This window comes from Hymenobacter psoromatis, assembly GCA_001596155.1.
Classification (GTDB): Bacteria; Bacteroidota; Bacteroidia; order Cytophagales; family Hymenobacteraceae; genus Hymenobacter.
In genome coordinates, this window is sequence record CP014771.1 from 3,989,754 (window position 1) to 4,012,928 (window position 23,175).

A 23,175-nucleotide genomic window follows, 5' to 3' on the forward strand; every position below is an offset into this window, starting at 1 on the left:
TAAATAACAGGCGCAGCCTGCATTGGCTTTAGTCGGCCTGCTTAGGCACCAGCACAAATACGTCCTCGCCGGGACGCTTCATGAGGTACTTCTCACGGGCAAACTTTTCGAGAAGGGCCGGTGAGCTGAGCAGCTCGGCGCGGTCTTGCTGCACCAGCTTGATGTTGGCTTCGTAATAGCCTTTTTCGGCTTGCAGCTCGCGCCACTTATGGTACATGTCGTACTGCTTGCCCAGGTCGTTGGAGTCGAACACGGTCATCCACACCACAAAGCCGACGGCCGTGAGGAAGTAGAAGTTGCGCAGCACGCGCAGGGTGGGGGCGAGGAAGTTCATCGGTTTCTGGTTCCTGGTTCCTTATTTCTAGTTTGAACAATAACTAGGAACCAGAAACAAGGAACTCAAATTAAAATTTCTTGCCGGGAAAGTACGCCGTTTCGCCCAGCTCTTCCTCAATGCGGAGCAGCTGATTGTACTTGGCCATGCGGTCGGAGCGCGAGGCCGAGCCGGTTTTAATCTGGCCGGTGTTCAGGGCCACGGCCAGGTCGGCAATGGTCGAGTCTTCCGTCTCGCCCGAGCGGTGGCTCATGATGGACTTGTAGCCGTTGCGGCGGCCCAGGTTCACGGCGTCGATAGTTTCGGTGAGGGTGCCTATCTGGTTGACTTTGATGAGAATGGCGTTGGCCACGTGCTCGTCAATGCCTTTCTGGATGCGCTCCACGTTGGTTACGAACAGGTCGTCGCCCACGAGCTGAATTTTCTGGCCCAATTGCTTGGTCAGGTTCTGCCAGCCGCTCCAGTCGTCTTCGGCCAGGCCATCTTCCAGGCTCACGATAGGGTATTTATTGGCCCAGTCGGCCCAATAGCTCACCATTTGGTCACTGGTCAGCTTCTCGCCGGTGCTCTTCTTGAAGTGGTAGTGGCCATCCTCGTAAAACTCCGATGCGGCGGGGTCCAGCGCAATCATTACCTGCTCGCCGGGCTTGTAGCCGGCCTGCTCAATGGCTTGCAGCACCAGCTGAATGGCCTCCTCGTTGCTCTGAATATCAGGGGCAAAGCCGCCTTCGTCGCCCACGTTGGTGCTCAGGCCCTTCTTCTTCAGCACCGATTTCAGGGTGTGGAAGATATCGGTGCCCCAGCGCAGCGCTTCGGTGAAGCTGCTCGCGCCCACCGGCATCACCATAAACTCTTGGAAGTCAATCTTGTTGTCGGCATGCGAGCCGCCGTTCAGGATGTTCATCATCGGCACGGGCAGGGTATTGGCCCCTACCCCCCCCACGTAGCGGTACAGTGGCTGGCCCAGCTCCTGGGCAGCGGCGCGGGCGGCGGCCAGGCTCACGCCCAGAATGGCGTTGGCACCCAGGTTGCCCTTGTTGGCGGTGCCATCCAGCTCGCGCATGATTTTGTCAATCAGTGCCTGCTCATACACCGAGAAGCCAATCAGCTCTTCGGCTATTTTGGTGTTCACGTTGTCCACGGCCTTGGTCACGCCCTTGCCCTGGTACATGTTGGGGTCGCCGTCGCGCAGCTCCACGGCCTCGTGCACGCCGGTGCTGGCACCGCTCGGCACAGCGGCGCGGCCCACGGTGCCCGAGTCGGTGGTCACGTCAACTTCAATGGTCGGATTGCCGCGCGAATCAAAAATCTGGCGGGCATGAATGGCTGCGATGTAGCTCATGTGTTGGAAAGGAAGAGGAGAGCTGCAAATGTAGGTCGGCCGGGGTGTAGCGCGAACTTTCCAGTTCGTGCGCGAGCGCAGCGAGCATCGGTGGTCGCGCCGCCCGGCCATGCCTGCTCGCTGCGCTCGCGCACGAACTGGAAAGTTCGCGCTACACTTCCTCCAGCAGCTCACGGAGCCGCGCAAACAGCACCTCGTTGCCCTGCTGCCGGTAGCTGCTCAGCGCCGCCTCATACGCCGGCAGCTCGCTCAGAAACGCCGCCACGTTGGCCGCCGTAATGGCTTCGAAGCGCCGGCCGTAGCCCATTTTCTCAATCTCGGCCGCGTTCAGCCACTGCTCAAACTGCCCCGGAATGGGCACCGCGCACACCGGCTTGTGCAGGTACACAGCCTCCGAAATCAGCGAAAAGCCGCCGTTGGTGAGCACCGCCCGGCTGCCCGCCAGCTCGGCAATAAAGCCCGCCTCGGAAAAGGGCCGCAGCAGCACGTTGCCGTGGTTTTCGTCCTTGTTGAAGCCATAGACGCGGAATTCCTGCGCCGGCATCTGCTGCAAAATCTCCACCAGGTCGGTCTGGTTGGTGGCCGTTTGGTACACCAGCACGTAGCTGCCCGCCGAGGGGGTAGCAGTCTGAATTTCGGGCCGGATAATGCTGGGCACCAGCGTAGTGCGCTCGGCGTAGCGCAGGCGCAGCGGCAGCTCAAAAAACGTAGTAATCAGGTAGTGCCGGGCGCGCGGCAGCTTGGCCCGCACCAAGTAGCGCGCCACGTTATAGGGCTCGCGCTCGGCGCGCGGGATGGTTACGTCGAGGTGGGCGCGGCTGATAATCTGCATGTTATCAATGCTGATAACCGGCACCCGCAGCAGCTTGGCGAAAAAGTAGCTGAACGACTCAAAATCGGAAATCACCACCTCGAGCCGGAAGCCGTGCAGCAGTTGCCGGTACTGCCGAAAGTTGACTTGCAGCGCCTCGGGCGCGCTGCGCAGCGTCAGCCCAATAGTGCGCGACTTCGACACCGTGAGTTTTTTATACGCGATGTGAAAGCCCTTGATTTCGAGCACCCGGCCCGGAAACGTCTTGTCGAGCAAGGTAAAGGCCCGCGCGCTGCTCACCACGCGCACGTCGTGTCCCTGCTCCAATAGCCAGGAAATGAGGACTTTGCTGCGCGTGGCGTGGCCCAGGCCCTCGCCCGGCACCCCGTAGAGAATGGTCATGAGTATGCTGAATAAAATCGTTTGTCCTTGCTTGATACGCAACATGCTCGCAAGGACAAACGATTTTTTACTGCACCAGTAGCTTGTTAATATTGCCCCTACCCCCTACTTGCGGGCTTCCGGGGCTTGGCCCGGTTTTCGTACTGCGGGGCGATAGTTCGTCTTTTATTTCTGCACACATGCGTATTTCTGCTGCTTTTGTCGGGCTGGGTTTGGCCCTCGTAGCCTCGGCCTGCACCGCGCCGCGCGGCATCACCACCTCGGGCAAGGTGACGCCCCAGGGCGAATTCCGACTCGCTTACAACCAAGGCTTTAACGTGGGCTCGGCCCCGCTCAGCAAGGCCGGCACGGCCGTGCGCGATGCCGCCAGCCAGCTCGGCAGCCAGGCCGCCCGCGGCGACACCGTGCGCTACTCGGGCTCGGTGAGCAACGTGCAGGCCGCCGCCCTCGCCTACCTCCTCGACCCGGTGCAAACCACCGCCGACCTCAGCATTCGCTACGGCGTGGTGCCGCGCCTCGACGTGGGCTATAAGTACGCCTTCGGCTCGCACGTTTTTGATACGCAGTACCAATTGCTGGGCCCCACCGGCTCGGTCGAAAACCCTGAGCGGGGTGCGGCCGGCGGCACTACCTACGCCAGCATCGGGCTGCAATACGCCATTCAGCGGGCGGCGCTGCCCAGCCTGCCGTTTCTCAACAACCTCAATAACCTGCTGGGCCTCTCGGCCTCGCGCCACGACATTCTCATTCCGCTCACCGTCAGCCAGTCGTTTGGGCCCGAGGAAAGCATTGGGGCCATCAGCTACGGCGCGGTGTACGCGCACTCGTGGGTAAATTACGGCTTCACGCCCAGTAACTTATATAACCGCGCCGGCAGCTCCCGGTTGCCTGACCTACCCCGCCAAAGCCGCAATTTCTCGTCCTACGGCTTGTTTCTGAACCTCAAGCTGGGCTACAAATACGTGTACGTGGTGCCCGCCCTCAGCCTCTACTATCAGAACTACGGCAACTACATTCTGCTCGACGGCAGCACGACTTCGCTGAGCGGCGTCACGTTCATCCCGTCGCTGGGCGTGCAGTTCCGCATCCCGAATATGAGCAGGTAAGAGGGGGGTAGGGGTAGGAGGGTAAAAAAGAACGTCATGCTGAGCTTGTCGAAGCATCTCGCTCGCATCGTTGGGTTACTACATCCAACGGCGCGAGCGAGATGCTTCGACAAGCTCAGCATGACGTTCTTTTTTACCCCCTTACCCTCCTATCCCTACCCCCTTACCCCGCCCCGCCGGCCACCACTGTCAGCATATCGGCGGGGCTGAGGTAGGTGCGAGCCAGCTCGCGCAGCTCGGTGGCCGTGGCGGTCTGGGTTTGGTGCACCAGCTGGGGGTAGTAATCGGGGCGCAGGCCTTGCAGCACTACGTAGCGGTGGCGGTCGGCCTGCTCAAACACGGTGGCCGACTCGCCCAGCAGCTTGCCGAGGGTGTAGTTTTTCACGGTTTCCAGCTCGTCGTCGTCCAGCAGCTCGGTTTGCAGGCGGGTCAGCTCGGCGGCGATTTCGACGCGGGTGGCCTCGGCGCTCTCGCCGTTCACATCGGTGCCGATGACCAGCGCGGCGGCCTGCTGGCGGGCCTGCACGCTGGCATGAATGCCGTAGGTAAGGCCCTTGTCTTCCCGAATATTGCGCATCAGGCGCGAGCCGAAGTAGCCGCCCAGCACCTTCACCAGCAGCAGCAGCTCGGGCGTTTGCTCCTCGGTGAGGGCCGGCCAGCGCCGTCCCACCCGCAGCGACGCCTGAATGCTGCCTTCAACCGGCACCACGGCCAGGCCGGTGGGGGCGGTGGGCATGGCGCAGGGGGGTAGGGCGGGCACCACGGGCGCGGCGGCGGCCGGCTGCCACTGGCCCAGCTGCGTGGCCACCTCCTCGGCGTAGGCGTCAATGTCGCCGCACAGGAAAATTTCGGCGCCGGCCGGCGCGTAGGCCGCCGCGTGAAAGTCGCGCAGCTGCTCCCTGGTGAGTGCGTTAAAAGAGGCTTCGTCGAAGGGTCGGCCGTAGGCCGAGTCTTCCCCAAACAGCTGGCGGTTAAATTCTTCGCTGGCGCGGAAGCTGGTTTTTTGGTGCTCCACGCGCATATTCTGGCTAATGCGGGTTTGCAGCTGGCGCAGCTCGTCGGCCGGGAAGGTGGGCGCGGTCAGCACCTCCTGCACCAGCGGCAGCAGGGTAGGCAGGTAGCGCGCCAGGCAGTAGAGCGTGAGCGTGGTGCGGTCGGGCCCGGCCTCACAATCGAGCGAAGCCCCATAAAAAGCCACTTCATCGGCAATTTGGCGGGCCGAGCGCGTGGCCGTGCCTTCGGTGAGCATGCGGGCCGCGAGCTGCGCCAGGCCGGGCAGGGGCTCGTGGCATTTGCCGGCGGGCAGCACCACTTGCAGGCGCAGCACGGGCTGGGCCGCATTGGTCAGCAGGTGCAGGCGCGCGCCGTTGGGCAGCGTGCTCACCTGCAGGGCAGGCAGGATAAGCTGGGTGAGCGGGTGGGTAGGGGGGGGTAGGAGACGGTTGAGCATTTGGGTCGAGTTAAAAGTTAAGAGTTTAGGGCTTACGCAAATCACTAGTCGCGCTCTGCGCACCTCCGCGTTTTCCGCTGCGCACCTCTACGGAAACCTGACGTTGAAGGCAATTTGCGTAAGTCCTAGAGTTATTTCTTTGCAGAGGAAAACGTTGGAACCGGGAATAAAGACAAAAATTAGGGCTGAAAGACAGTTGCCGCTAAGCCGCTATCTTTCAGCCCTGATTTTTAACTCTTAATCCTCAACTCTCAACTCTTAACTCTTAACTCAATTAGGCAGCGTGCCTTGGGTGCCGCCCGCGCCCTTCTCGTCGAAGGCGTCGGCCAGCTTGTTCAGGTTAAAGTGCAGCGACACCCGGATGGTCTGGGCCAGCGGATTAGCCTGCGAGTTGGGCACCAGGTAAGTGCCATCGACGCCAAACACCGACAGGCGCGCGCCCAGGCCAAAACTCAAATACTGGCGGGCACCCACGTGAGGATTCTCGTAGAAGTAGCCCACCCGCGCCGCGATGGTATTGTTGTACCAATATTCCGCCCCGGCGTGCAGGTTAATCTCCTGCAATTCTCCGTGAAAGCCGCCCGGCGCGTCGCTGAACGAACTGAAGATGGCTCCAATTGGACCCTGCTGCTGGCGTTCCTGGTTGGTTTGCTTCACCCGGTTATACTGCGCCGTCACCTGAGCTGGCGTAGCCGTAGGCGGCAGCGGGTCTTCGTAGTAGGGCGAAGGCACCAGCAGCTTGGTGGCGTCGATGGCCAGCGTAATCTTGTTATACGAGTCAATTTCGCGGGTGATGGCCGTGCCCAGGCGCAGCGTGGTGGGTAGGAAGCTCGACGTAGTTATATCCTGGTACACCATCTTGTTGCCCAGGTTCGTAATCGCCAGGCCGTAGGCAAAGTTGTAGATGCCCGCGCCGATGGTCGCGTCCTTGGTGTAGTAAGCGCCCAGGTCGGCGGCAAAGGAATTGCCCGCCTGCGCGTCGTTGCCCGAATAGTTACCGATAAGGTCCGAGCGCACGTAGCGGGCCGAGATGCCCACGCCGAAATTCTCGCCCAGCTTTTGGCCGTACGATACCGTAACGGCGTATTCCTTGGGGTTGAAAGAGCCGTTGGGCAGGTTGTTGCCGGTGCGGTAGTCAATCTGGCCCAGGTTAAAATACAGCAGCGAAGCCGCGAACGCGCCGCGCGTGCCCACCTTCCCATAGCCCGAGAGGTAGCTCAGGCTCATGTCGTCCGTAATCTGGCGCAGCCAGGGCGAATACGACGGCGAGAAGGCGTACTTATAATCCACGAAGCCCAGCTTGCCGGGGTTGTAGAAGGCGGCGTTGGCGTCGGGCGAGGTCGCCACGCCCGCGTCGCCGAGGGCCGCGCCCCGCGCATCGGGGCTCAACGTGAGAATGGGCACCGCCGTGGTGATGGTGTGCAGGTCGGCGCTGGCTATTTGGGCCAGCGCGGCCGGCGCGGCGAGCAGCAACAGCGCTGGCGCGAAGCCTAGCGTACGAAAAAAGGTCATAAAATGAAGTAAAGAACTGCTACCAGGATAACTGATGAAAGGTAAAACGTTGCAATGGAAACCGGACTATCTGCCGGGGGGTAGGGCGGCGGTTAATTTAACAAAACTAGCTTCTCAAACTTGGTGGCGGTCTGGCCGCCGGGAATGCGCACGCTCACGCGGTACACGTACACGCCCCGCGCCAGCTGGTCGTTGTAGTCGTCGCGGCCGTTCCAGGTCAGCGCAGGGTCTTGCAAGGTGCTGGGTATGTGGGCAGTACTAGCGGGATAGTTGGCGCGCAGCGTTTTCACGAGGCGGCCGGCAATAGTAAAAATCTGCACCTGCACATCGAGCTCCTGGCCGGCGCTGGTCTGGTCGAAGTGAAAAGTGGTAATGTTGCTGAACGGGTTGGGGTAGTTGAGCACGTGCGTGAGCGCCAGCTGCGCCGACTGCGCCACGAGGAAATCAACCGTGGCCTCGGCCGAATTATTGTGCGTGTCCCAGGCTTTGAGGCGAATTGTGTGCGGGCCGGGCGCGAGGTCTTTGTAGAGGTAGCGCACCAGGCCGGTGCGGAAGTTATCAACGTCGGTGGTGTAGGCGCTGTTCACCACCACCAGCTTGGTGGGGTCGTTGTCGAGCGTGGCCGTAATGTCGTGCCCAATGCCCGCGCTGGACGTGTTGATGCCCGACTCGTCCTTGAGGCGCGCCAGCAGGTAGGGGGTAGGGCTGGTGGTGCCGCCCGACACGAACGAGCTGTCGTTGGGCGTTTCGGTGGTGTTCAGCCACAGGTGCACGAGGGGCGGCCGGGTGTCGATGGCGGCCTTGCGCGAGACGCCGCCCACCAGCGCCAGCTGGTAGCCCTGGGCATCCACCTTGTTCACCAGGTCCTGGGCATAGAGGCTGATTTTGCCCTGGCCCACGTTGTAGGCAATATCTTTCGGCACCACGAACCGCACCATAAAGCGGCCGGCTTTCACCGTGGCCTGCCCGCCGTAAATGATGTTTTCCTGGGTCAGGACCGGCTCCGGCGCGCTCTGGTCGCCGAGGGTTTGCACGGTCACCGGCTTGTCAAAAATCGTGATGTCGGCCGTGCCGCCGAAGGTGGTGTTCAGCACGCCGCCCTTCTCCACGTGGCCGCTCAGCCGCATCTGGCCCAGCGCCTGCAAGGTGTCGAGGCTGACCGTGACGGACTGCACGTGCCGGCCGTTGATGGAGTCGAGCACCACGCGCTGGCTGGGGTAGGCGAGGCGGGTGGTGGGGTCGGCCAGCAAGGTATAGTTGCGGTTGTTGAGGTCGCCGCCCACCGCCAGGTTCTTGGCCGTGCCGGTGGCGAAGCCCAGGTAGGGCAGCGTGCCGGTGGCGTCGCGCTTCAATATCTGGTTGTAAAACCCATCCACCAGCTGGGTGTTGAAATTGGAATAAACCACCCGCGTGGTCGTGAACAGGCCCACCGCGCCGCCGGTTACGTTGTCGGTCAGCACCTGCTCGCCGGCCGAGATAAAGTCGGGATTGTCATAGGTGCTCAGGTCGCAGGTGCCCGTGACGAAGAAGGTGAGGCGGTGCTGATTTTGCAGCGCCAGCAGCGAGGCGACGGTCACAATCTTCTCATCGGCCAGCGCCTGCGGGCCGCCGTGGCCGGTGTAGCCAATCAGCAGCGAGCCCTGCTCCAACGACTCATCAATGGCCGCCATCGCCGCCGGCGAGCGCTGCCCGGCCGCCGTGCTGATTTGCGGAAACAGGTCGAGATAGTCCTTGCGCAGGTTGTAGGCCGGCTCGGCTTGGCTAATGGTCAGCGCGAATATATTTTCTGACTCGTTAACGAAGTCGGGGTTGTCGCCGTCGTCGGCGGTGAGCGTGATGCGGTTGCGCCACTTGCCAAAGCTGGTGGGCGTGTCGTAATCGATAAGCTTATCGACCACCTGCTGGGCCTGGGTGGCATCGGTGGGCTTGCCCACCGGCGGGCGCACCGGCAGCCGGCCAATGCCAATGTCAGTGGCCTCAAACGTAGCTCCCGTCGATTCTATCCAGTCGCCCTCCGTGTCGTCGAGCAGGCCGTAGTAGTCTTCGGAAGAGTAGCTGTTTTCGCCCTCCTCGTTGGCGCGGCTGCCGCTCACCGGCAAAAATGACTCGCGCGATTCGTACGTCGGCACCAAGTTCTGGTTGGCCGCGTCGAAGTTGGCGGTGGTGGTGAAGGGCGCGCGGTTGGTCCACCACGCTGGCTCCTGGCTCTTGTCGTTGAAAGGCGACGACTTGTAATCGAACGACGCATCGCCGAACAAGAGCAAATAATTGCGCCGGCTGCTGGGGTCGGGGTTGCGGTCATACACCTGCTTCATCAGGTCGCGGATGGCCGTGGCATCCTGCCCGCCCGAGCTGTATTCGTTGAATACTTCTTTGGTCGTGACCACCGCCACGTTCAGGCCGTTGTAGTCGCGGCGGTGGTTGGCCAGCCGCTGCGCCTGCTCCCGGAAGGGGGGGTAGGCCACAATCACCATATCCAGCTTGCCATCGGCGTTGAGGGCGTGCAGGTTCTGGTTCGCGATTTTGCCAAACAGCCGGGGCGTGTCGAACGTGCCGCCGGGCTGCACGGCCACAAACTCGCGCAGCGAGTCGGTGTAGGCCGCGAAGCTGCCGCCAGCGTCGAGCGCCTGGGCCTGGGGCCGGCGCGGGTTGGTCACTTCCCACACCTGCGCGCCGCCGGCATTGGCCACCGTGAAGGTGCCCACCGTGCCCGCCCCGCGCTTGTAGTTCAGAGAGTTAAATTCCAGGTAAGAAGCGCTCAGGCGCAACTGGCGCTTCACCACCAGCTCCAGGTAGTCGAGGTAGCCGGCACCGTTCGCGTCAAACGAGCTGAAGGTGAGCGTCACCCTGGGGTCGGTGAGGCCGGCCGGCGTGAGTGTCGTGAAGGTGCGAAAATCGTTAGTCGCCACCGTCGTAAACGAGCCGTTCGGGATGCCGTTCAGCTGCGACGTGCCCAGCGCGCTACCCCCCAGCGCCACCGCGAAGCTGCTGCTTTGCGCGGCCGTGGTGGCCGTGGCGACGGTCAGGCGCAGCGTGTCGCCGGCCACCAGGTCGGCCAGTGGCTGGTTGCCATCGCCGCTGAAAACGAAGTCCGTGGCCGTGCCCGCCTTAAACGACTCGCCTAGCCAGCGCCGGCCCGAGTGCAACACGTTCACCAGGTCGTGCTCGTAGTAGCGGCGGTCCAGAAACGTGGTGATGGCCGCGCCCTGCGGCGCTCTGGCCGGGGCCGCCACCGTCGGAATGCGCCTTCCGTCGCTGCTCCCCACCCGAATGAAGTAGTAGGCCGTGTCCGAAAAAAAGTTGTTGATGTGCTTGAAGCGCCCGCCCTCGCCCAGCAGCCCATACAGGCCCGGCTGCGGCAATTGCGCCGCCCGGCCCGGCTGGCTGGCCCGCCAGGTGTGCGGCCCCCTGGCATAAAACAGCAAGTACTCGTCGCTGCCAAACACGTTGTCGGTGTTGCCCTGAAAATACAGGTTGTTCTCCACCAGGTCGTCGGGGCGCGGGGTAGCGTTGGCCTGCGGCAAAAGGCCCGTGGCGTTGCCATACAGCTGCACCTTATTGGGATTAATCGACGCGGGCAGGCCCAGCTTTTGCAACGTCGCCAGGTCGAGCTTATACACGCCATTGCGCGGCACCCCGATTTTATACCAGTCGCCGCTATTCAGCACCGAGGTCTGCCCAAAGTTGTGCGTGGCCGTGGTGCGGCTCGTGGCCGCGCCGCCATTCGCCGTCTGGTAAGCGTAGGTGAACGAGATAAGGCGCTCGGCCTGGCCGGTCTGGGGGTTGCGGCGCACCGGCTTCAGCAGCACGTAGCTGTAGGGGCGGCGCGCCTCGGTGCCCGTGCGCAGCGTCAGGGCCGGGGCGGGGGGTAGGGCGATGTTGCCGAGCAGCTTCACGTCGGCGGCCGGGAAGGCCTCGTACACGGCGTCGCGCAGTTCGCCGGCGCTCACGGTGCCGGGCACGCGCAGGGTGTAGGTGCCCACCACGTCGGTGGGCCCGTGGTAAGCACCCACGAAGCTGGGCACCCGGCGGGGCTCGGTGTCGGGGCTGGCGCTGGGGCTGCGCAGGCTCGCATACACGGTCCAGCGCAGCGCAACCGGCCCCGTGAGGGCGGTGCCGCCAACCTGGGCGCGGACCGGTAGCACCAAGCCCGCCAACAGCCCCAGCAACACCATCGAGAAGAAGTTTCGCATAAATAAACCTGCTAAGGCACTGGGGAAATTAAGAAAGCTAACTAGGAAGTTGTCAGCACGTCAGTCCGAGCTGGCCGAGGAATCTCGCCCGCGCCGTTTGGGTGTCGGTCAACGATGCGGGCGAGATTCCTCGGCAAGCTCGGAATGACGAGCTACTAATTTTATCTGCTTCTTAAAATAGCTCTAAGAATTAAAAATGATAAAACTGCCATCTTTAAACCATCATTTTCTGCTTCTTAACAGCCGAACAGCGGAGCCCGCCAACTTATTGCGGCCCGGCGGCACTGGTTTCGGCGGCGTCGCGGCTGCGCACCCGGCCGGGCACCGACAGCAGTACATACAGCAGCACCGCCAGCGGAATTCCTGCCGCCCGCAACGTCGCTACTAACACCAAAGCCAGACCTACAAAAATAAACCGCCGCCGGTTTCCCAGCCACCGCAAATTCTTGAATTTCAGGGCGAAAAGTGGCAATTCGGCCACCAGCAAGCCCGACAGCACTACCGTGAGCCCCAGCAGCAGCCAGGGAGTCAGAATAAGGCGGTCCAGCCCAAACTCATTGCGGGCCAGAATGAGCGGCAGCGAAGCCACTACCAGCGTGCAGGCGGGGGTAGGGAGCCCGATGAAAGAGGTCGTCTGCCGCGTGTCGTTGTTGAATTTAGCCAGGCGCAGGGCCGAGAAAATAGTGACCGTAAAGCCTAGGAATGGTAGCACACGCCAAATGCCTGAAGGAGTGGCGTAATCTGTGAACCATAAATGAGCAGTTTTATTCAGAAGTTGGAATATTATCGCCCCCGGCACCACCCCAAACGTTACCATGTCAGCCAGCGAATCGAGGTCTTTGCCGATGGGCGACGACACGCGCAGCGCCCGCGCCAGCAGCCCATCGAAGAAGTCGGCCACCGCGCCCGCGCCCACCAGATAAGCGCCCAGCACCAGCTCACCCTGGAAGATGAACGTGAGCGCCAGGCACCCACACAGCAGGTTGAGGCAGGTAACGGCATTGGGAAGGTGTCGTTTCAAAACGTTGAAAAGCAGCTTATTACTTGGTAAGGATAGTGCCGAAAGACTTGTTCTGCTCAAAAGCCTTAATGATTTCTTCCTCCAGTGGCGTGCGCTTCACCACCGGGTTGTCGCGCCAGAAGGCGGGGTCATAGGGCTTTTGCTTGATGGCGGCCAGGTCGCTGAGCGGCCCTACGGGGCCGGCGTAGGGCAGGCCGGTGGGCACCGGTTGCTGGTCGTAGAAATAAGTTAGTGCCTCAGCCGTTAACGGCGTGTCGGGCTTGCGGGGCTGGCTGATAAGGAGGGCGGCGCTGACTTTTACGTAGTTGAGCAGCACACCGCTCGCCAGGGGCCGGAAGTCAATCTCTTCGGTTAGCTGGTCGTTTTTCGCACTATAGCCTTTCTTGGAAATGGTTACCTGCATGGGCCGGGTGGCGCGGGCGTGCAGCACCTGGTAGGTGGCCGGGTCGATGAAGATGCTGCCGCTCACGGCCGTAATACCCGGCCGGCTGGTAAACGCTATTTCAGCCACCGCCCGCCCACTGGCTTGGGTTAAGCCCTTGTATTGCAAGGTAAAAAGCCGGCCTGCATCGGCACTTACCACCGCGTGCGAGTCGGCTGTATCGGCCGCCGCGATGGCGCAGAACCCGCTAGCGGCCTTGGCATACAACGAGAAATTAGTGAAATTCATCAGGGTTGGCCGGCTGGCGTAGCGGCCCTGCGCCAGCCGGCTACCATCGAGGCCGGCGCTATTGGTTTTGACGTCCCATATCGCCTCCTGCACTTCGGTAGGCTCGCCGCCATTGCGTGTTACCTGCCGGTAAAACGCCTGGCTGTATTGGGCCTGCCCCCGCGTGCGTTGCAGCACGCGGTAGGCCCGCGCCAGCAGCTCGGCCGCGTAGCTGGCCGGCTCTACGGCCGGCAGCGCCACGGGCGCGGCTTCCAGCGCCAGCGGGGGGGTAGGGCCGGCCGCCGTCACCGTCACCGAGTCGCGCCCGTAGCCCAGGCTGAACGCCAGCACTTTGGCCGGCAGCCGGGCCACGCGTAGCCCAAATTCTCCCTCCGCGTTGCTGGTCGTGCCCTGGGTGGTGCCCGCCACCACCACGCTGGCGTAGGGCACGGGCTGGCGCGTTTGCTTGTCCAGCACCTTGCCCGTCACCAGGCCCTGCGCAGCAGCCAGGTGGCTCAGCAGTGCGGCGGCGGCCAGCAAAAGGTAGCGGGTTGAAGTCATAGAAGGGGGGTAGGGGAGAGTTAAGAGGTAAGAGGTAAGAGTTGAGAGGTAAGAGGTAAGAGGTAAGAGTTAAGAGTTAAGAGGTAAGAGGTAAGAGTTAAGAGTTAATGGGATTTGAAGATATATTTTAACTCTTAACTCTTAACTATTAACTCTCAACTGAGCACACCTGCGCTACGTCAGAAACGGGTTGCTGCGCCGCTCCGCGCCGATGGTCGTGGTGGGGCCGTGGCCGGGAAACACTACCGTCTCATCGGGTAGCGTCAATAGCTCGGTTTCGATGCTTTGGAGCAGGGTAGTGTGGTTGCCGCCCGGCAGGTCGGTGCGCCCGACGCTGCCCTTAAACAGCACGTCGCCGCCGATGAGCTGCCCGCCCGCCGCGTCATAGAGCACCACGTGGCCGGGCGCGTGGCCCGGCGCGAAGCGCACTTGCAGCTCGCTCGCGCCCAGCTCCACTACCTGGCCGGCCGCCAGCTCGCCGGTGGGCTCGGCCGGCTCGTAGGCCTCGAAGCCGTAGGGCCCGGCATAGGTCTGCACGGCGCGCAGAGTGGGCAGGTCGTCGGTGTGCAGCAAAAACGGGATGCCGGGATACTGCCGCAGCACAAACGCATTGCCGAGCACGTGGTCGATGTGGGCGTGGGTATTGAGCAAAAACTGCACATCGAGCTTTTCAGCCCCGATATAATTGCTCAAGGTCTGCTGCTCGGCCTTCGAGTAGGTGCCGGGGTCCACGATGGCCGTGGCGCGCGTGGCCTCGTCAATGAGCAGGTAAGTATTTTCGCTGAAAGCGTTGAACGTGAAGCAGACAATTCGAAGCATCCGGCAAAGATAGGTTTTGGTGCTTGGTGCTTGGGGTAAGGAAATCGTTTGTCATTGCGAGCGCAACGAAGTGGAGTGCGGCAATCCTTCCTTCACGTTAGGATTACTAACCCCTACGTAAAGGACAGTTTGCCGCGCTCCACTTCGTTGCGCTCGCAATGACAAACGATTTTTTGTCCTAAATCAATGACCGAATACGACTACCTGCTCATTGGCCACGGCATTGCCGGGGCGGTGCTGGCCCGCGAGCTGCGCGGGCGCGGCCACCGCGTGCTCGTCTATGACGAGCCGCGGCCCGACGCCGCCTCCCGCGTGGCCGCCGGCCTTATGAACCCGGTGGCCGGCAAGCGCTTCGCCCTCACCTGGCGCGCCCTCGAAACCCTACCCCCCGCCGTGGCCTACTACCAAGCCCTGAGCCAGGAATTGGGCGAAAAATTTTTCCAGAACGCGCCCATCCTCAAGGTCTTCGGCTCGGCGCAGGAGCAGCAGCAACTGCTGGCCCGCGCCGCCGACGACCCCTGGCAGGGCTTTGTGGAGAAGATAGAAACCGCGCCCATCGAGCGGCCGGGGCTGCTGGCCCCGCACGGCGGCGCGTGGCTGCGCGGCGGCGGCCACCTGCGGGTCGAAGCCCTGCTCGCCGCGCTGGCCGAGGGGGGTAGGGCGGAAGGCTGGCTGCGCGAAGAAACTTTTAGTTGGGAGCACCTCGTTAGCGACGGCACGGGCGTGCGCTACGCCCCTGGGCAGGTGCGCGCCCGGCACGTAGTATGCTGCCAGGGCGCGGCCGCGCTGGCCGGCCCGCACTTCGGCTGGCTGCCGCTCACCCCCAACCAGGGCGCGGTGCTCGACGTGGCGGTGCCCGGCCTCAGCGCGGCGCAGGTTCTCAATCGGGGAGCCTACGTGGTGCCGGGGATGGTGGCCGGGCAGTTTCGGGTGGGCGCGACGTATCGCTGGCCGCCCTTTGCGGCAGTGCCTGACGATGGCGACCAGCGCGAGCTGGCCGGCCGGCTCGCGGCGCTCACCGACCTGCCCTTCGTGGTGGTGGGCGAGCGGCGCGGGGTGCGGCCTGCCGTGCGCGACCGCCGCCCGCTGCTGGGCCGCCATCCCGCCCTGCCGTGGCTGAGCCTCTTCGGGGGCTTTGGCTCGAAGGGTGTGAGCCTGGCCCCGCGCCTGGCCGCGCAGCTCGCCGATTACTTCGACGGTAGCGGCGAGCTGTGGCCCGATGTTAACTTAGCCCGCTACTACGCGCTTTACCCGGCGGCGTAAGTAAAGGGTGCCCGCCAGGGCACCAGACCCGCCCCGCGCGGCGTTAGCCTGAAAAACTGCCTTGCCGGCCCGCCGGTTGGGTTTCCGATTGCCCCGCTTCGTCCTTCCCGCTCGTAATTCTGACCCCGTTTGCTGTGAATCTTTCCCATCTTTTCCGCCGGGGTGTTGCCGGCCTGGCCCAGGTCCGGTGGGCCGTGGTAGTGCCGTTGCTCGTGTTGGTGGGGGTAGGGGCCGTGCCCGCCCAGGCCCAAACCGCCCAGGAGCCCTTCGGCCGGGTGCGTATTCAGTATAAAAAGCTGAACTGGGAAGAATTTACGACCCAGAATTTCAACGTCTTTTTTTACCAGGGCGGCGAGGCCAGCGCCCGCCGCACGGCCGAGTATGCCGAGCAGGAATTGCAGCGCATCACGGCGCTGGTGGGGTATTTCCCTTATAGCAAAACCACGCTCATGGTGTATAATTCGGTGGGCGACCTGCGGCAGAGCAACATCGGCCTGCCGGTGGCCAACGCCGTGAACGGTGGCGAGGCCCAGCTCACGCGCCAAACCAAGGTGGAAGTTGCCTTCACGGGCCGCCAAACCGACTTCAAGCGCGAGCTTAGCTACCAGATAACCCAGGTGCTGCTCAACGACATGATGTACGGCGGCTCGCTGCGCGAAGTGCTGCAGAGCAACTACCTGCTGCAACTGCCCGACTGGTTTATCAGCGGCGCGTCGTCATACGCGGCCGAGGGCTGGAGCGTCGATATGGACGCCTACATGCGCGACATGGTGCGCCAGTACCCGACCGGCAACCGCACGGCCCCGTTTTTCGTGCGCAACCAGCGCCTGGCGGGCCACAGCATCTGGAACTACATTGCCGAGCGCTACGGCTATGGCACGGTGCAGAACGTGCTGAACCTCACCCGCATTACCCGCGACGTGGAAGTAGGCATCTCGTCGTCGCTGAACGTGCCGTACAAGGTGTTTCTGCGCAACTGGATTGGCTATTACCGCGACATCAACCGGGGCGAAACGATGTCGGCGCTGGTGGTGCCCACCGAGGCCAACCGCCTCAGCACCCGCAACAAGCGCGGCCTCGACGTGTTCTCGCAGCCCGTGTTCAGCCCCGACGGCCAGCACCTGGCCTACGCCGCCAATGAGCAGGGCCGCTACCACGTGGTGGTGACTGACCGCAACGGCGGCCACCGCCGCACCATCCTCAGCGGCGGCTACCGCACCCCCGACCAGCAGGTGGAAACCCGCCTGCCGGTGCTGGCCTGGCGCGGCAATTCGCAGCTGGCCGTGGCCGAGATGAAGCACGGCCGCATGGCCCTGCACGTGCACAATGCCACCGGCCTGGCCGTGCTCGACCGCCTGCGCGGGGCCATTCAGCTGCGCCAGCCGACCACCATTTTCGCACCCTACGACCAGGTGCTCGATATGAACTATTCGATCGATGGCAAGGCGCTGGTATTCACGGCGGTGAAGAATGGCCAGAATGATATCTACCTGCTGCGCGCCGGCAGCCGCCAGCCCGAAAAGCTCACCGACGACCTGTTCGACGACCAGCAGGCGGTGTTCATGCCCAGCGGCCAGGAAATCGTTTTCAGCTCGAACCGCTACCTCGACTCGACGGGGCGCGCCCGGCCGGCCACGTTTCCCAACGTGGTGAATAACTACGACCTCTTTATCTGCCACCTCGACGGCCGCGCCATCCCGATTGAGCCGCTGGTGAGCACTATTTCGAACGAAACCCGGCCCCGGCCAATTTCCGACGACGAGATTCTGTACCTGGGGGAGGAAAACGGCATCCGGGGCCTGTATCGCTTCTCGCGCAAAACCGGCCAGCACCAGCCGGTGAGTAGCTTTGCCATTAACATTCAGGATTTTGACTACAGCCTGCCGCAGGGCACGCTGGCCTTCGTGGCGCAGGTGCAGGCCCGCGACCTGCTCTATCTCTACCCCCATTTTGAGCTGCCCGCCAGCCTGAAGCTAGGCAAAACTGCCCGCCAGCAGATTCTGGAGTCGCGCTCGCGGCCCGCGCCCGCCCCGGTGCGGCCCGCCGCGCCGGCCCCTACCCCCCTCACGCCGGCCATCGCGGCCACGACCCCCGAATCCGCGCCCGCCGGAACGGCACCCGCCACAACAACGCCCGCGACCACTACCCCCGCCACGGCGGCCGGCGCGCCCAAGCGCAGCAGCACCGCCCCGCTCAACCCCAACAATTACCAGTTTGAGGAAGATGAGGACATAACGCCCGTGCGGCCCCGGCGCAATGCCAAGCCTACGGTTGCGAATGCCCCGCGCATCGTGACGCCCACCATCATGGGGCCGTATCGCTACGATACGCGCTTCATGGCCGACAACCTGATAACGGGCATCGCCATCGACCCGCTGCTGGGCTTCGGGGTGTCGCTGCAAGCCAACTTGTCGGATGCGTTTGAGAATCATCGCTTTCAGGCGGGTATTTTTGGAAAGCTCGACCTGCGCACCAGCAATATCAACATGTCGTACACCAACGTGACCCACCGTGTTGACTGGACCATTGCTTACCAGAAGCAGGCGTACTTTTTTGACCCCAACGGCACGGGCCAGCTGCTGCGCTACGGCCGCCACTCCATCGCGCCCACCCTTTCCTACCCCCTCACGCACAGCCTGAGCCTGCGCGGCGGCCCACGCTACGACAACATTTCGCGCTCGCTCACGGGCACGGCCTCGACGGAATACGACGAAACGCGCAACTACGGGGGCTATAATGCTGAACTGGTATTCGACAACTCGCGGGTGACGGGCGTGAACATGCTGGTGGGCACGCGCCTAAAGGCTGGCGTGCTCCAGATGAACGATGTGAGCAGCAAGGCCAATAGCTTCGGCAAGTTTTACATCGACCTGCGCCACTACCAGAAAGTGCACCGCCAGATAATCTGGGCCAACCGCGCCAGCTACGGGCAGTTTTTTGGCAATGCGCAGTCAGGTGCCAACCCGCAGGTTTTCCGCCTCGGCGGCATGGACAACTGGATAAACCAGAACTACGCCGACCAGCAGCTGCTGACGCCGGCCGGCCAGAGCGTGCCCGACCCCACCACCATGTTCTACCAGCAATTCGTGACCAACCTGCGTGGTTTCGACCTGAGCAAGCGCACGGGCTCGCGCTACGTGCTGTTTAATAGCGAGCTGCGGGTTCCGATTGTGCAGTATTTCGCCAACCGGCCCATCTACTCGGGCTTCTTGCGCAACCTGCAGGTCATCGGCTTCTTCGACGCGGGCACGGCCTACAACGGCACCAACCCTTTTGGCGAAGACAACTCCAACAACACCATCAAGTTTGGGGGCAATGGCAACATCTTCTCCGGCACGGTTACCAACTTCAACAACCCCTTCCTAATGGGCTACGGCGTGGGCATACGCAGCACGGTGCTGGGCTTCTACACCAAGTTTGACCTGGCCTGGGCCCGCGAAAACTACATCACTTCCAGCCCCAAGCCGTATTTCACGCTGGGCCACGACTTTTAAGGGGGGTAGGGTGCGGGGCTTGCCCCCGCCCGTCGTTGAACAAATCTAACGCGAGTTGTTCAATGACGGGCGGGGGCAAGCCCCGCACCCTACTGTGCTTTGTACCTTTGCCCTGTGTCGCTACCCGCTGAAATCTGGCTGTTGCTGCTGAAAGACCTGCGCCTGGAGTGGCGGCAGCGCAGCGCGCTGGGCGGCCTGCTGCTCTACATGGGCGGCACGGTGTTCGTGAGCTACCTCAGCTTCAGCTTTCGCGGGGGCGCGCCGCCGGCCCCGGCCTGGAACGCGTTGTTCTGGATAATTCTACTGTTTGCGGCGCTGGGCGCGGCCGGGCGCGGGCTGGCCCAGGAGTCGGCTGGCCTGCGGCTTTATTACTACACCGTGGCGCGGCCCGAAGCCGTGGTGCTGGCCAAGATTATCTATAACGCCCTGCTGCTGTTGGCATTGGCCATTCCGGGGCTGCTACTCTACACGCTGCTGCTCGGCAACCCCGTGCAGGACTGGCCCACCTACGCGCTCAGCATTGCGCTGGGGGCCGTGAGCCTGGCCTCGTCCTTGACGCTGGTGGCGGGCATTGCGGCGCGGGCGGGGCAAGGCGGGGGCGGCACACTGCTGGCCGTGCTGGGCCTGCCGGTGCTGGTGCCCGTGCTGCTATTGCTGGTGAAGGTGAGCAAAAATGCCCTCGACGGTCTGCCCTGGGACGTCAGCCAAAGCGCCGTGATTACGCTGGTCGCGCTGAACTTTATCCTGGGCGCGGTGTCTTATCTGTTGTTTCCGTTCCTGTGGCGCAGCTAGTTTTTCAGTTATCAGTGAGCAATTATCAATTAGCAGCTTTTCAAAAGCTATTGATTGCCTAAGTGCTGACTGAGAAATTGTTAAATGATGATTGATAACTGTTAAATGATAATTGACCTCCCGCCTCAGGCGTTTGCCCGCCACGACGAAGCGCCCGATGGGGAGTTTTACCGTTTCGAGCGCCTCGTCACGCACATTGACCCCGGTGCCGTGGCGGCCGTGACGCAGCTGTACCGGCAGTTTTTGCCGGCCGGCGGCGATATTCTGGATTTAATGAGCAGTTGGATTAGCCACCTGCCCGCCGAGGTTTCCTACGGTCGCGTGGCCGGCCTGGGCATGAATAGGACTGAGCTGGCCCACAACCCGCGCCTCACAGAGCGCTTGGTGCAGGACCTCAACGAGCAACCTACCCTGCCCTACGGCAACCACAATTTTGACGGCGCGGGCATCTGCGTATCAGTGCAATACCTGACGCGACCAGTCGAGGTTTTCGCCGAATTGGCGCGAGTGCTGCGGCCGGGCGCGCCGCTGGTCGTCACGTTTTCCAACCGCTGCTTCCCCGACAAGGCCGTGTATGCCTGGCAGGCTCTCGACGACGCCGGCCACGCCGGACTGGTCAAGCATTATTTTGAGGCCGCCGGCTTCGGCCCCGCCGAAGTGTATGCCCACCGCCCCACGCACGGCGACCCGCTCTACGGCGTGGTAGCCCGCGCCGACAAACAGTTGTTGCGCTCATCAACTCCTCACTCTTAACTCTTAACTCCCTATGAAGTGGTGGAAATACCTGACTATTGGGCTGCTACTCTACACGGTTGTCATGGGCTTGCTGGGCCATGTGCCGCGCCTGGCCATCCTCAACGAAACGGAGCGCAACCTGTACTTCCACGTGCCGATGTGGTTCGGCATGACCATCATTCTGCTGGCCTCGGTGGTCAATTCCATTCGCTACTTGCGTAATCCGAGCCCGCGCCTTGATATCCTGGCCCACGAGTCGGCCAAGACGGGTATCCTGCTGGGCGTCTTGGGGTTAATGACCGGCAGCCTGTGGGCGCGCTACACCTGGGGCACCTGGTGGACCACCGATGTGAAGCTCAACGGCGCGGCCGTGACCATGCTCATCTATCTGGCTTACTTAGTGTTGCGCGGCGCGGTGAACGACGAGCAGCAGCGGGCGCGGCTTTCCGCGATTTACAATATTTTTGCGTTCGCGGCGCTCATTCCGCTCTTGTTTATTATGCCCCGGATGGCGTCGGCGTCGCTGCACCCCGGCATGGGCGGCAACCCTGGCTTCTCAAAATACGACCTTGACAGCGCCATGCGAATGGTGTTCTACCCCGCCGTGATTGGCTGGACGCTGCTCGGCGTCTGGATTACGGAAGTGGCTTGCCGCCTGGCCTTTGTGGAAGAAAAGCTTTATGAAAATCAGCCCGATGAAAAACAACTTGCTTAGTCGCGCCGGTGCCTTGCTGCTACCCCTGCTGCTGCTGGCGGGCGCGGCCCTGGCCCAGACCAACGCCGTGGCCGCCGACCAGCCCGAAATGGCCGACGCCCTGCGCGCCAGCGGTAAAATCTATGTGGTAGTGCTAGTTATCGTCATCATCCTCAGCGGGTTGCTGGCTTATCTGGTGCGCCTCGACGGCAAAGTGAGCCGTCTGGAGCGCGAGTTGCAGGAACGGTAGGTAACTTTATAGAAGCGTTATGAAAAAGTCACACATTTTTATCCTGGTGATAATTGCGGCCGCGGTCGGCATCATCATCAGCACCATGTCGGATGCCAGCACGTATTCGACCTTCGCCGTTGCCCGGCAGCAGGCGGCGGCCGGCAACCCAGCCAAAGTGCACGTAGTAGGCACCCTGCCCCGCGACGCCGACAAGCGCCCCGTGGGCCTGGAATACGACCCGATGGTGAATCCTAATTACTTCGCCTTCACCATGATGGATACCCTGCACGTGGCCCAGCGCGTAGTATATCGCAACCCCAAGCCCCAGGACCTCGACAAGTCGGAGCAGGTAGTAATCGTGGGTGCCATGAAAAACGGCGTCTTTGAAGCCGACCAGATTCTGACCAAGTGCCCCAGCAAGTACGTGGAGAAAGACCTCGGCAAAACCGGCCCGCCCGCCACGGCCATGAATAATTAGCCGCCTGGCTTTTCAGCAAAGAAAAAAGAACGTCATGCTGAGCTTGCCGAAGCATCTCGCTCGCATCGTTGGATTTAGTAACCTAACGGTGCGAGCGAGATGCTTCGGCAAGCTCAGCATGACGTTCTTTTTTGCTTTGCTGCTGTTCAAGAGCCACGCCCAGGCGGCCAACGACAACATTGAAAACCGCCGGGTGCTGCGCGCCGAGGAAACCATCACCTCCAGCACCGTGGGCTGCACCGTGCAGCGCGCCTGCGTAGATGAGCGCCTCACCGGCAAGTGCATTGAGTACCACAACGACCAGTGGTTTGAGTTTCGGCCATTGGTTTCGGGCACTTACTACGTGAATATTGGCGGGCAGCGCTGCCGCGACGTGCGCGGCGTGCAACTGGTGGTACTCACCGGCACGCCGTGCCAGCCAGCCACGTACCGCATTCTGTCGTGCAATTCGCTCGGCACGCAGGACGACCTGTTCGTGGCGCTGCCCAACCTGCAAGCCGGTCAGCCCTACCTGCTCGATGTCGATGGCTACCTCAAAGACTACTGCACTTTTACGCTGCAAGTGAGTGGGCAGGCGCGTGGGCTGCCGGTGGTGCCCGCGCCCGCCGTGCCGCCGGGCCTACCCCCCATGAGCCGGGTAATAACGCTGAGTTGGCAGGTACCTGACTCGCTGGCTTCGGCGCGCTACTGCCGGGTACTGCGCCGCGAGGCGCACGAGTTCCGGAGCCGCGAAATCCGGCGCGAGCCGCTGACTATCAATACCTACGGCCGGCGTCGCGCCGCCTACACCCTCACCGATACCCTGCCCGGCCCCGGCCAATACCTCTACCAGATAGTGGCCGAGGGCGAACCCGCCGACGGCCCGCCCACGCTGTTGCGGCAGCAGTGGCTGGCCTATAGCCAGCTGCGGCCCATCATGCCGGGGGCGGTGGCCGCGGGGAGTGCGTTTCTGACCTTGCCGCTGGCGCGCTACCCCCGCCGGGCGCAGCTGGCCATTATTATCAGCAATGCCGAAACCGGGCAGGTGCTGCGCCGGCTGCCGCTGACCGTGACTACCCCCGGCCAGGGGCGGCTGTATGCCCAGCCCTGGCTTGACGCGGGCCTGCGGCAAGTAGCGGTGGCCATTACCTGCTACCCGCCGCGCGGGGCCACCTACACGGAGCACCTGCTGCTGCCCTTGGTGGCTGGGCAGTGAGCAGGGGGTAGGAACTTCAGGAGTCCTGCATAATTTATCTGGCCCATAACTTTGGGCCGTTGGAGTTGGTAATAAGGGTGTTGAGCGAAAAG

General features: G+C 62.5%; 18 protein-coding genes. 9 read left to right on the forward strand and 9 right to left on the reverse strand.

The window, feature by feature from the left end:
• Positions 1–28: 28 nt before the first annotated feature.
• From A0257_17105 to A0257_17115, 3 genes are all read right to left on the reverse strand, one after another.
• Positions 29–334: a septum formation initiator gene (locus A0257_17105; protein ID AMR28646.1), complete on the reverse strand. Its 306-nt coding sequence runs from the start codon at positions 332–334 to the stop codon at positions 29–31.
• A 70-nt stretch (positions 335–404) separates the two neighbouring features.
• Entirely contained in the window at positions 405–1,676 is a 1,272-nt protein-coding gene (gene eno / locus A0257_17110) for a phosphopyruvate hydratase (GenBank protein AMR28647.1), read from the reverse strand.
• 151 nt (positions 1,677–1,827) lie between these two features.
• Positions 1,828–2,889, reverse strand: coding sequence for a UDP-glucuronosyltransferase (locus tag A0257_17115; GenBank protein AMR28648.1), 1,062 nt, complete (start codon positions 2,887–2,889; stop codon positions 1,828–1,830).
• A gap of 179 nt (positions 2,890–3,068) precedes the next feature.
• On the opposite strand from A0257_17115, the gene A0257_17120 reads away from it, so the two are divergent.
• Complete coding sequence (locus tag A0257_17120; protein ID AMR28649.1) at positions 3,069–3,995, forward strand: hypothetical protein; 927 nt, start codon at positions 3,069–3,071, stop codon at positions 3,993–3,995.
• A 163-nt stretch (positions 3,996–4,158) separates the two neighbouring features.
• Here A0257_17120 and A0257_17125 read toward each other — a convergent pair whose 3' ends face one another.
• The 6 genes from A0257_17125 to A0257_17150 form a co-directional block, all read right to left on the reverse strand.
• Entirely contained in the window at positions 4,159–5,445 is a 1,287-nt protein-coding gene (locus tag A0257_17125; GenBank protein AMR28650.1) for a hypothetical protein, read from the reverse strand.
• Positions 5,446–5,715: 270 nt separating this feature from the next.
• A complete protein-coding gene (locus A0257_17130; protein ID AMR28651.1) occupies positions 5,716–6,957 on the reverse strand; it encodes a hypothetical protein in 1,242 nt (413 codons plus the stop codon).
• A 92-nt stretch (positions 6,958–7,049) separates the two neighbouring features.
• Positions 7,050–11,132, reverse strand: a complete 4,083-nt coding sequence (locus A0257_17135) for a hypothetical protein (GenBank protein ID AMR28652.1) — start codon at positions 11,130–11,132, stop codon at positions 7,050–7,052.
• A gap of 283 nt (positions 11,133–11,415) precedes the next feature.
• Positions 11,416–12,171: a CDP-diacylglycerol--serine O-phosphatidyltransferase gene (locus A0257_17140; GenBank protein AMR28653.1), complete on the reverse strand. Its 756-nt coding sequence runs from the start codon at positions 12,169–12,171 to the stop codon at positions 11,416–11,418.
• Between the two features lie 19 nt (positions 12,172–12,190).
• A complete protein-coding gene (locus tag A0257_17145) occupies positions 12,191–13,381 on the reverse strand; it encodes a hypothetical protein (GenBank protein AMR28654.1) in 1,191 nt (396 codons plus the stop codon).
• Between the two features lie 174 nt (positions 13,382–13,555).
• Positions 13,556–14,200, reverse strand: a complete 645-nt coding sequence (locus tag A0257_17150) for an MBL fold hydrolase (GenBank protein AMR28655.1) — start codon at positions 14,198–14,200, stop codon at positions 13,556–13,558.
• 186 nt (positions 14,201–14,386) lie between these two features.
• Here A0257_17150 and A0257_17155 point away from each other — a divergent pair, with 186 nt between their 5' ends.
• The 8 genes from A0257_17155 to A0257_17190 all read left to right on the forward strand — a co-directional run bounded on the left by A0257_17155 (position 14,387) and on the right by A0257_17190 (position 23,083).
• Positions 14,387–15,463: a hypothetical protein gene (locus A0257_17155; protein AMR28656.1), complete on the forward strand. Its 1,077-nt coding sequence runs from the start codon at positions 14,387–14,389 to the stop codon at positions 15,461–15,463.
• Positions 15,464–15,597: 134 nt separating this feature from the next.
• A complete protein-coding gene (locus A0257_17160; protein AMR28657.1) occupies positions 15,598–18,957 on the forward strand; it encodes a hypothetical protein in 3,360 nt (1,119 codons plus the stop codon).
• A gap of 144 nt (positions 18,958–19,101) precedes the next feature.
• Positions 19,102–19,749 (forward strand): ABC transporter permease, encoded by a 648-nt coding sequence (locus tag A0257_17165; protein AMR29822.1) that lies wholly within the window; start codon positions 19,102–19,104, stop codon positions 19,747–19,749.
• Positions 19,750–19,854: 105 nt separating this feature from the next.
• Positions 19,855–20,502, forward strand: coding sequence for a methyltransferase type 11 (locus tag A0257_17170; GenBank protein AMR28658.1), 648 nt, complete (start codon positions 19,855–19,857; stop codon positions 20,500–20,502).
• Positions 20,503–20,515: 13 nt separating this feature from the next.
• A complete protein-coding gene (locus A0257_17175) occupies positions 20,516–21,199 on the forward strand; it encodes an ABC transporter permease (GenBank protein AMR28659.1) in 684 nt (227 codons plus the stop codon).
• Positions 21,180–21,428, forward strand: coding sequence for a hypothetical protein (locus A0257_17180; GenBank protein AMR28660.1), 249 nt, complete (start codon positions 21,180–21,182; stop codon positions 21,426–21,428). Before A0257_17175 ends, A0257_17180 begins: the two co-directional genes overlap by 20 nt.
• A gap of 19 nt (positions 21,429–21,447) precedes the next feature.
• The gene (locus A0257_17185) at positions 21,448–21,888 is read left to right on the forward strand and encodes a cytochrome C biogenesis protein (GenBank protein ID AMR28661.1); all 441 of its coding nucleotides are present in this window, start codon (positions 21,448–21,450) and stop codon (positions 21,886–21,888) included.
• 118 nt (positions 21,889–22,006) lie between these two features.
• Positions 22,007–23,083, forward strand: coding sequence for a hypothetical protein (locus A0257_17190; GenBank protein AMR28662.1), 1,077 nt, complete (start codon positions 22,007–22,009; stop codon positions 23,081–23,083).
• Positions 23,084–23,175: the final 92 nt, after the last annotated feature.

What these genes read in the sequence shown, in the direction of transcription:
- A0257_17105 (AMR28646.1), bottom strand. Translation starts at nt 334, where the DNA reads ATGAACTTCCTCGCCCCCACCCTGCGCGTGCTGCGCAACTTCTACTTC.
- eno (AMR28647.1), bottom strand. Translation starts at nt 1,676, where the DNA reads ATGAGCTACATCGCAGCCATTCATGCCCGCCAGATTTTTGATTCGCGC.
- A0257_17115 (AMR28648.1), bottom strand. Translation starts at nt 2,889, where the DNA reads ATGACCATTCTCTACGGGGTGCCGGGCGAGGGCCTGGGCCACGCCACG.
- A0257_17120 (AMR28649.1), top strand. Translation starts at nt 3,069, where the DNA reads ATGCGTATTTCTGCTGCTTTTGTCGGGCTGGGTTTGGCCCTCGTAGCC.
- A0257_17125 (AMR28650.1), bottom strand. Translation starts at nt 5,445, where the DNA reads ATGCTCAACCGTCTCCTACCCCCCCCTACCCACCCGCTCACCCAGCTT.
- A0257_17130 (AMR28651.1), bottom strand. Translation starts at nt 6,957, where the DNA reads ATGACCTTTTTTCGTACGCTAGGCTTCGCGCCAGCGCTGTTGCTGCTC.
- A0257_17135 (AMR28652.1), bottom strand. Translation starts at nt 11,132, where the DNA reads ATGGTGTTGCTGGGGCTGTTGGCGGGCTTGGTGCTACCGGTCCGCGCC.
- A0257_17145 (AMR28654.1), bottom strand. Translation starts at nt 13,381, where the DNA reads ATGACTTCAACCCGCTACCTTTTGCTGGCCGCCGCCGCACTGCTGAGC.
- A0257_17150 (AMR28655.1), bottom strand. Translation starts at nt 14,200, where the DNA reads ATGCTTCGAATTGTCTGCTTCACGTTCAACGCTTTCAGCGAAAATACT.
- A0257_17155 (AMR28656.1), top strand. Translation starts at nt 14,387, where the DNA reads ATGACCGAATACGACTACCTGCTCATTGGCCACGGCATTGCCGGGGCG.
- A0257_17170 (AMR28658.1), top strand. Translation starts at nt 19,855, where the DNA reads ATGATAATTGACCTCCCGCCTCAGGCGTTTGCCCGCCACGACGAAGCG.
- A0257_17175 (AMR28659.1), top strand. Translation starts at nt 20,516, where the DNA reads ATGAAGTGGTGGAAATACCTGACTATTGGGCTGCTACTCTACACGGTT.
- A0257_17180 (AMR28660.1), top strand. Translation starts at nt 21,180, where the DNA reads ATGAAAAACAACTTGCTTAGTCGCGCCGGTGCCTTGCTGCTACCCCTG.
- A0257_17185 (AMR28661.1), top strand. Translation starts at nt 21,448, where the DNA reads ATGAAAAAGTCACACATTTTTATCCTGGTGATAATTGCGGCCGCGGTC.
- A0257_17190 (AMR28662.1), top strand. Translation starts at nt 22,007, where the DNA reads ATGACGTTCTTTTTTGCTTTGCTGCTGTTCAAGAGCCACGCCCAGGCG.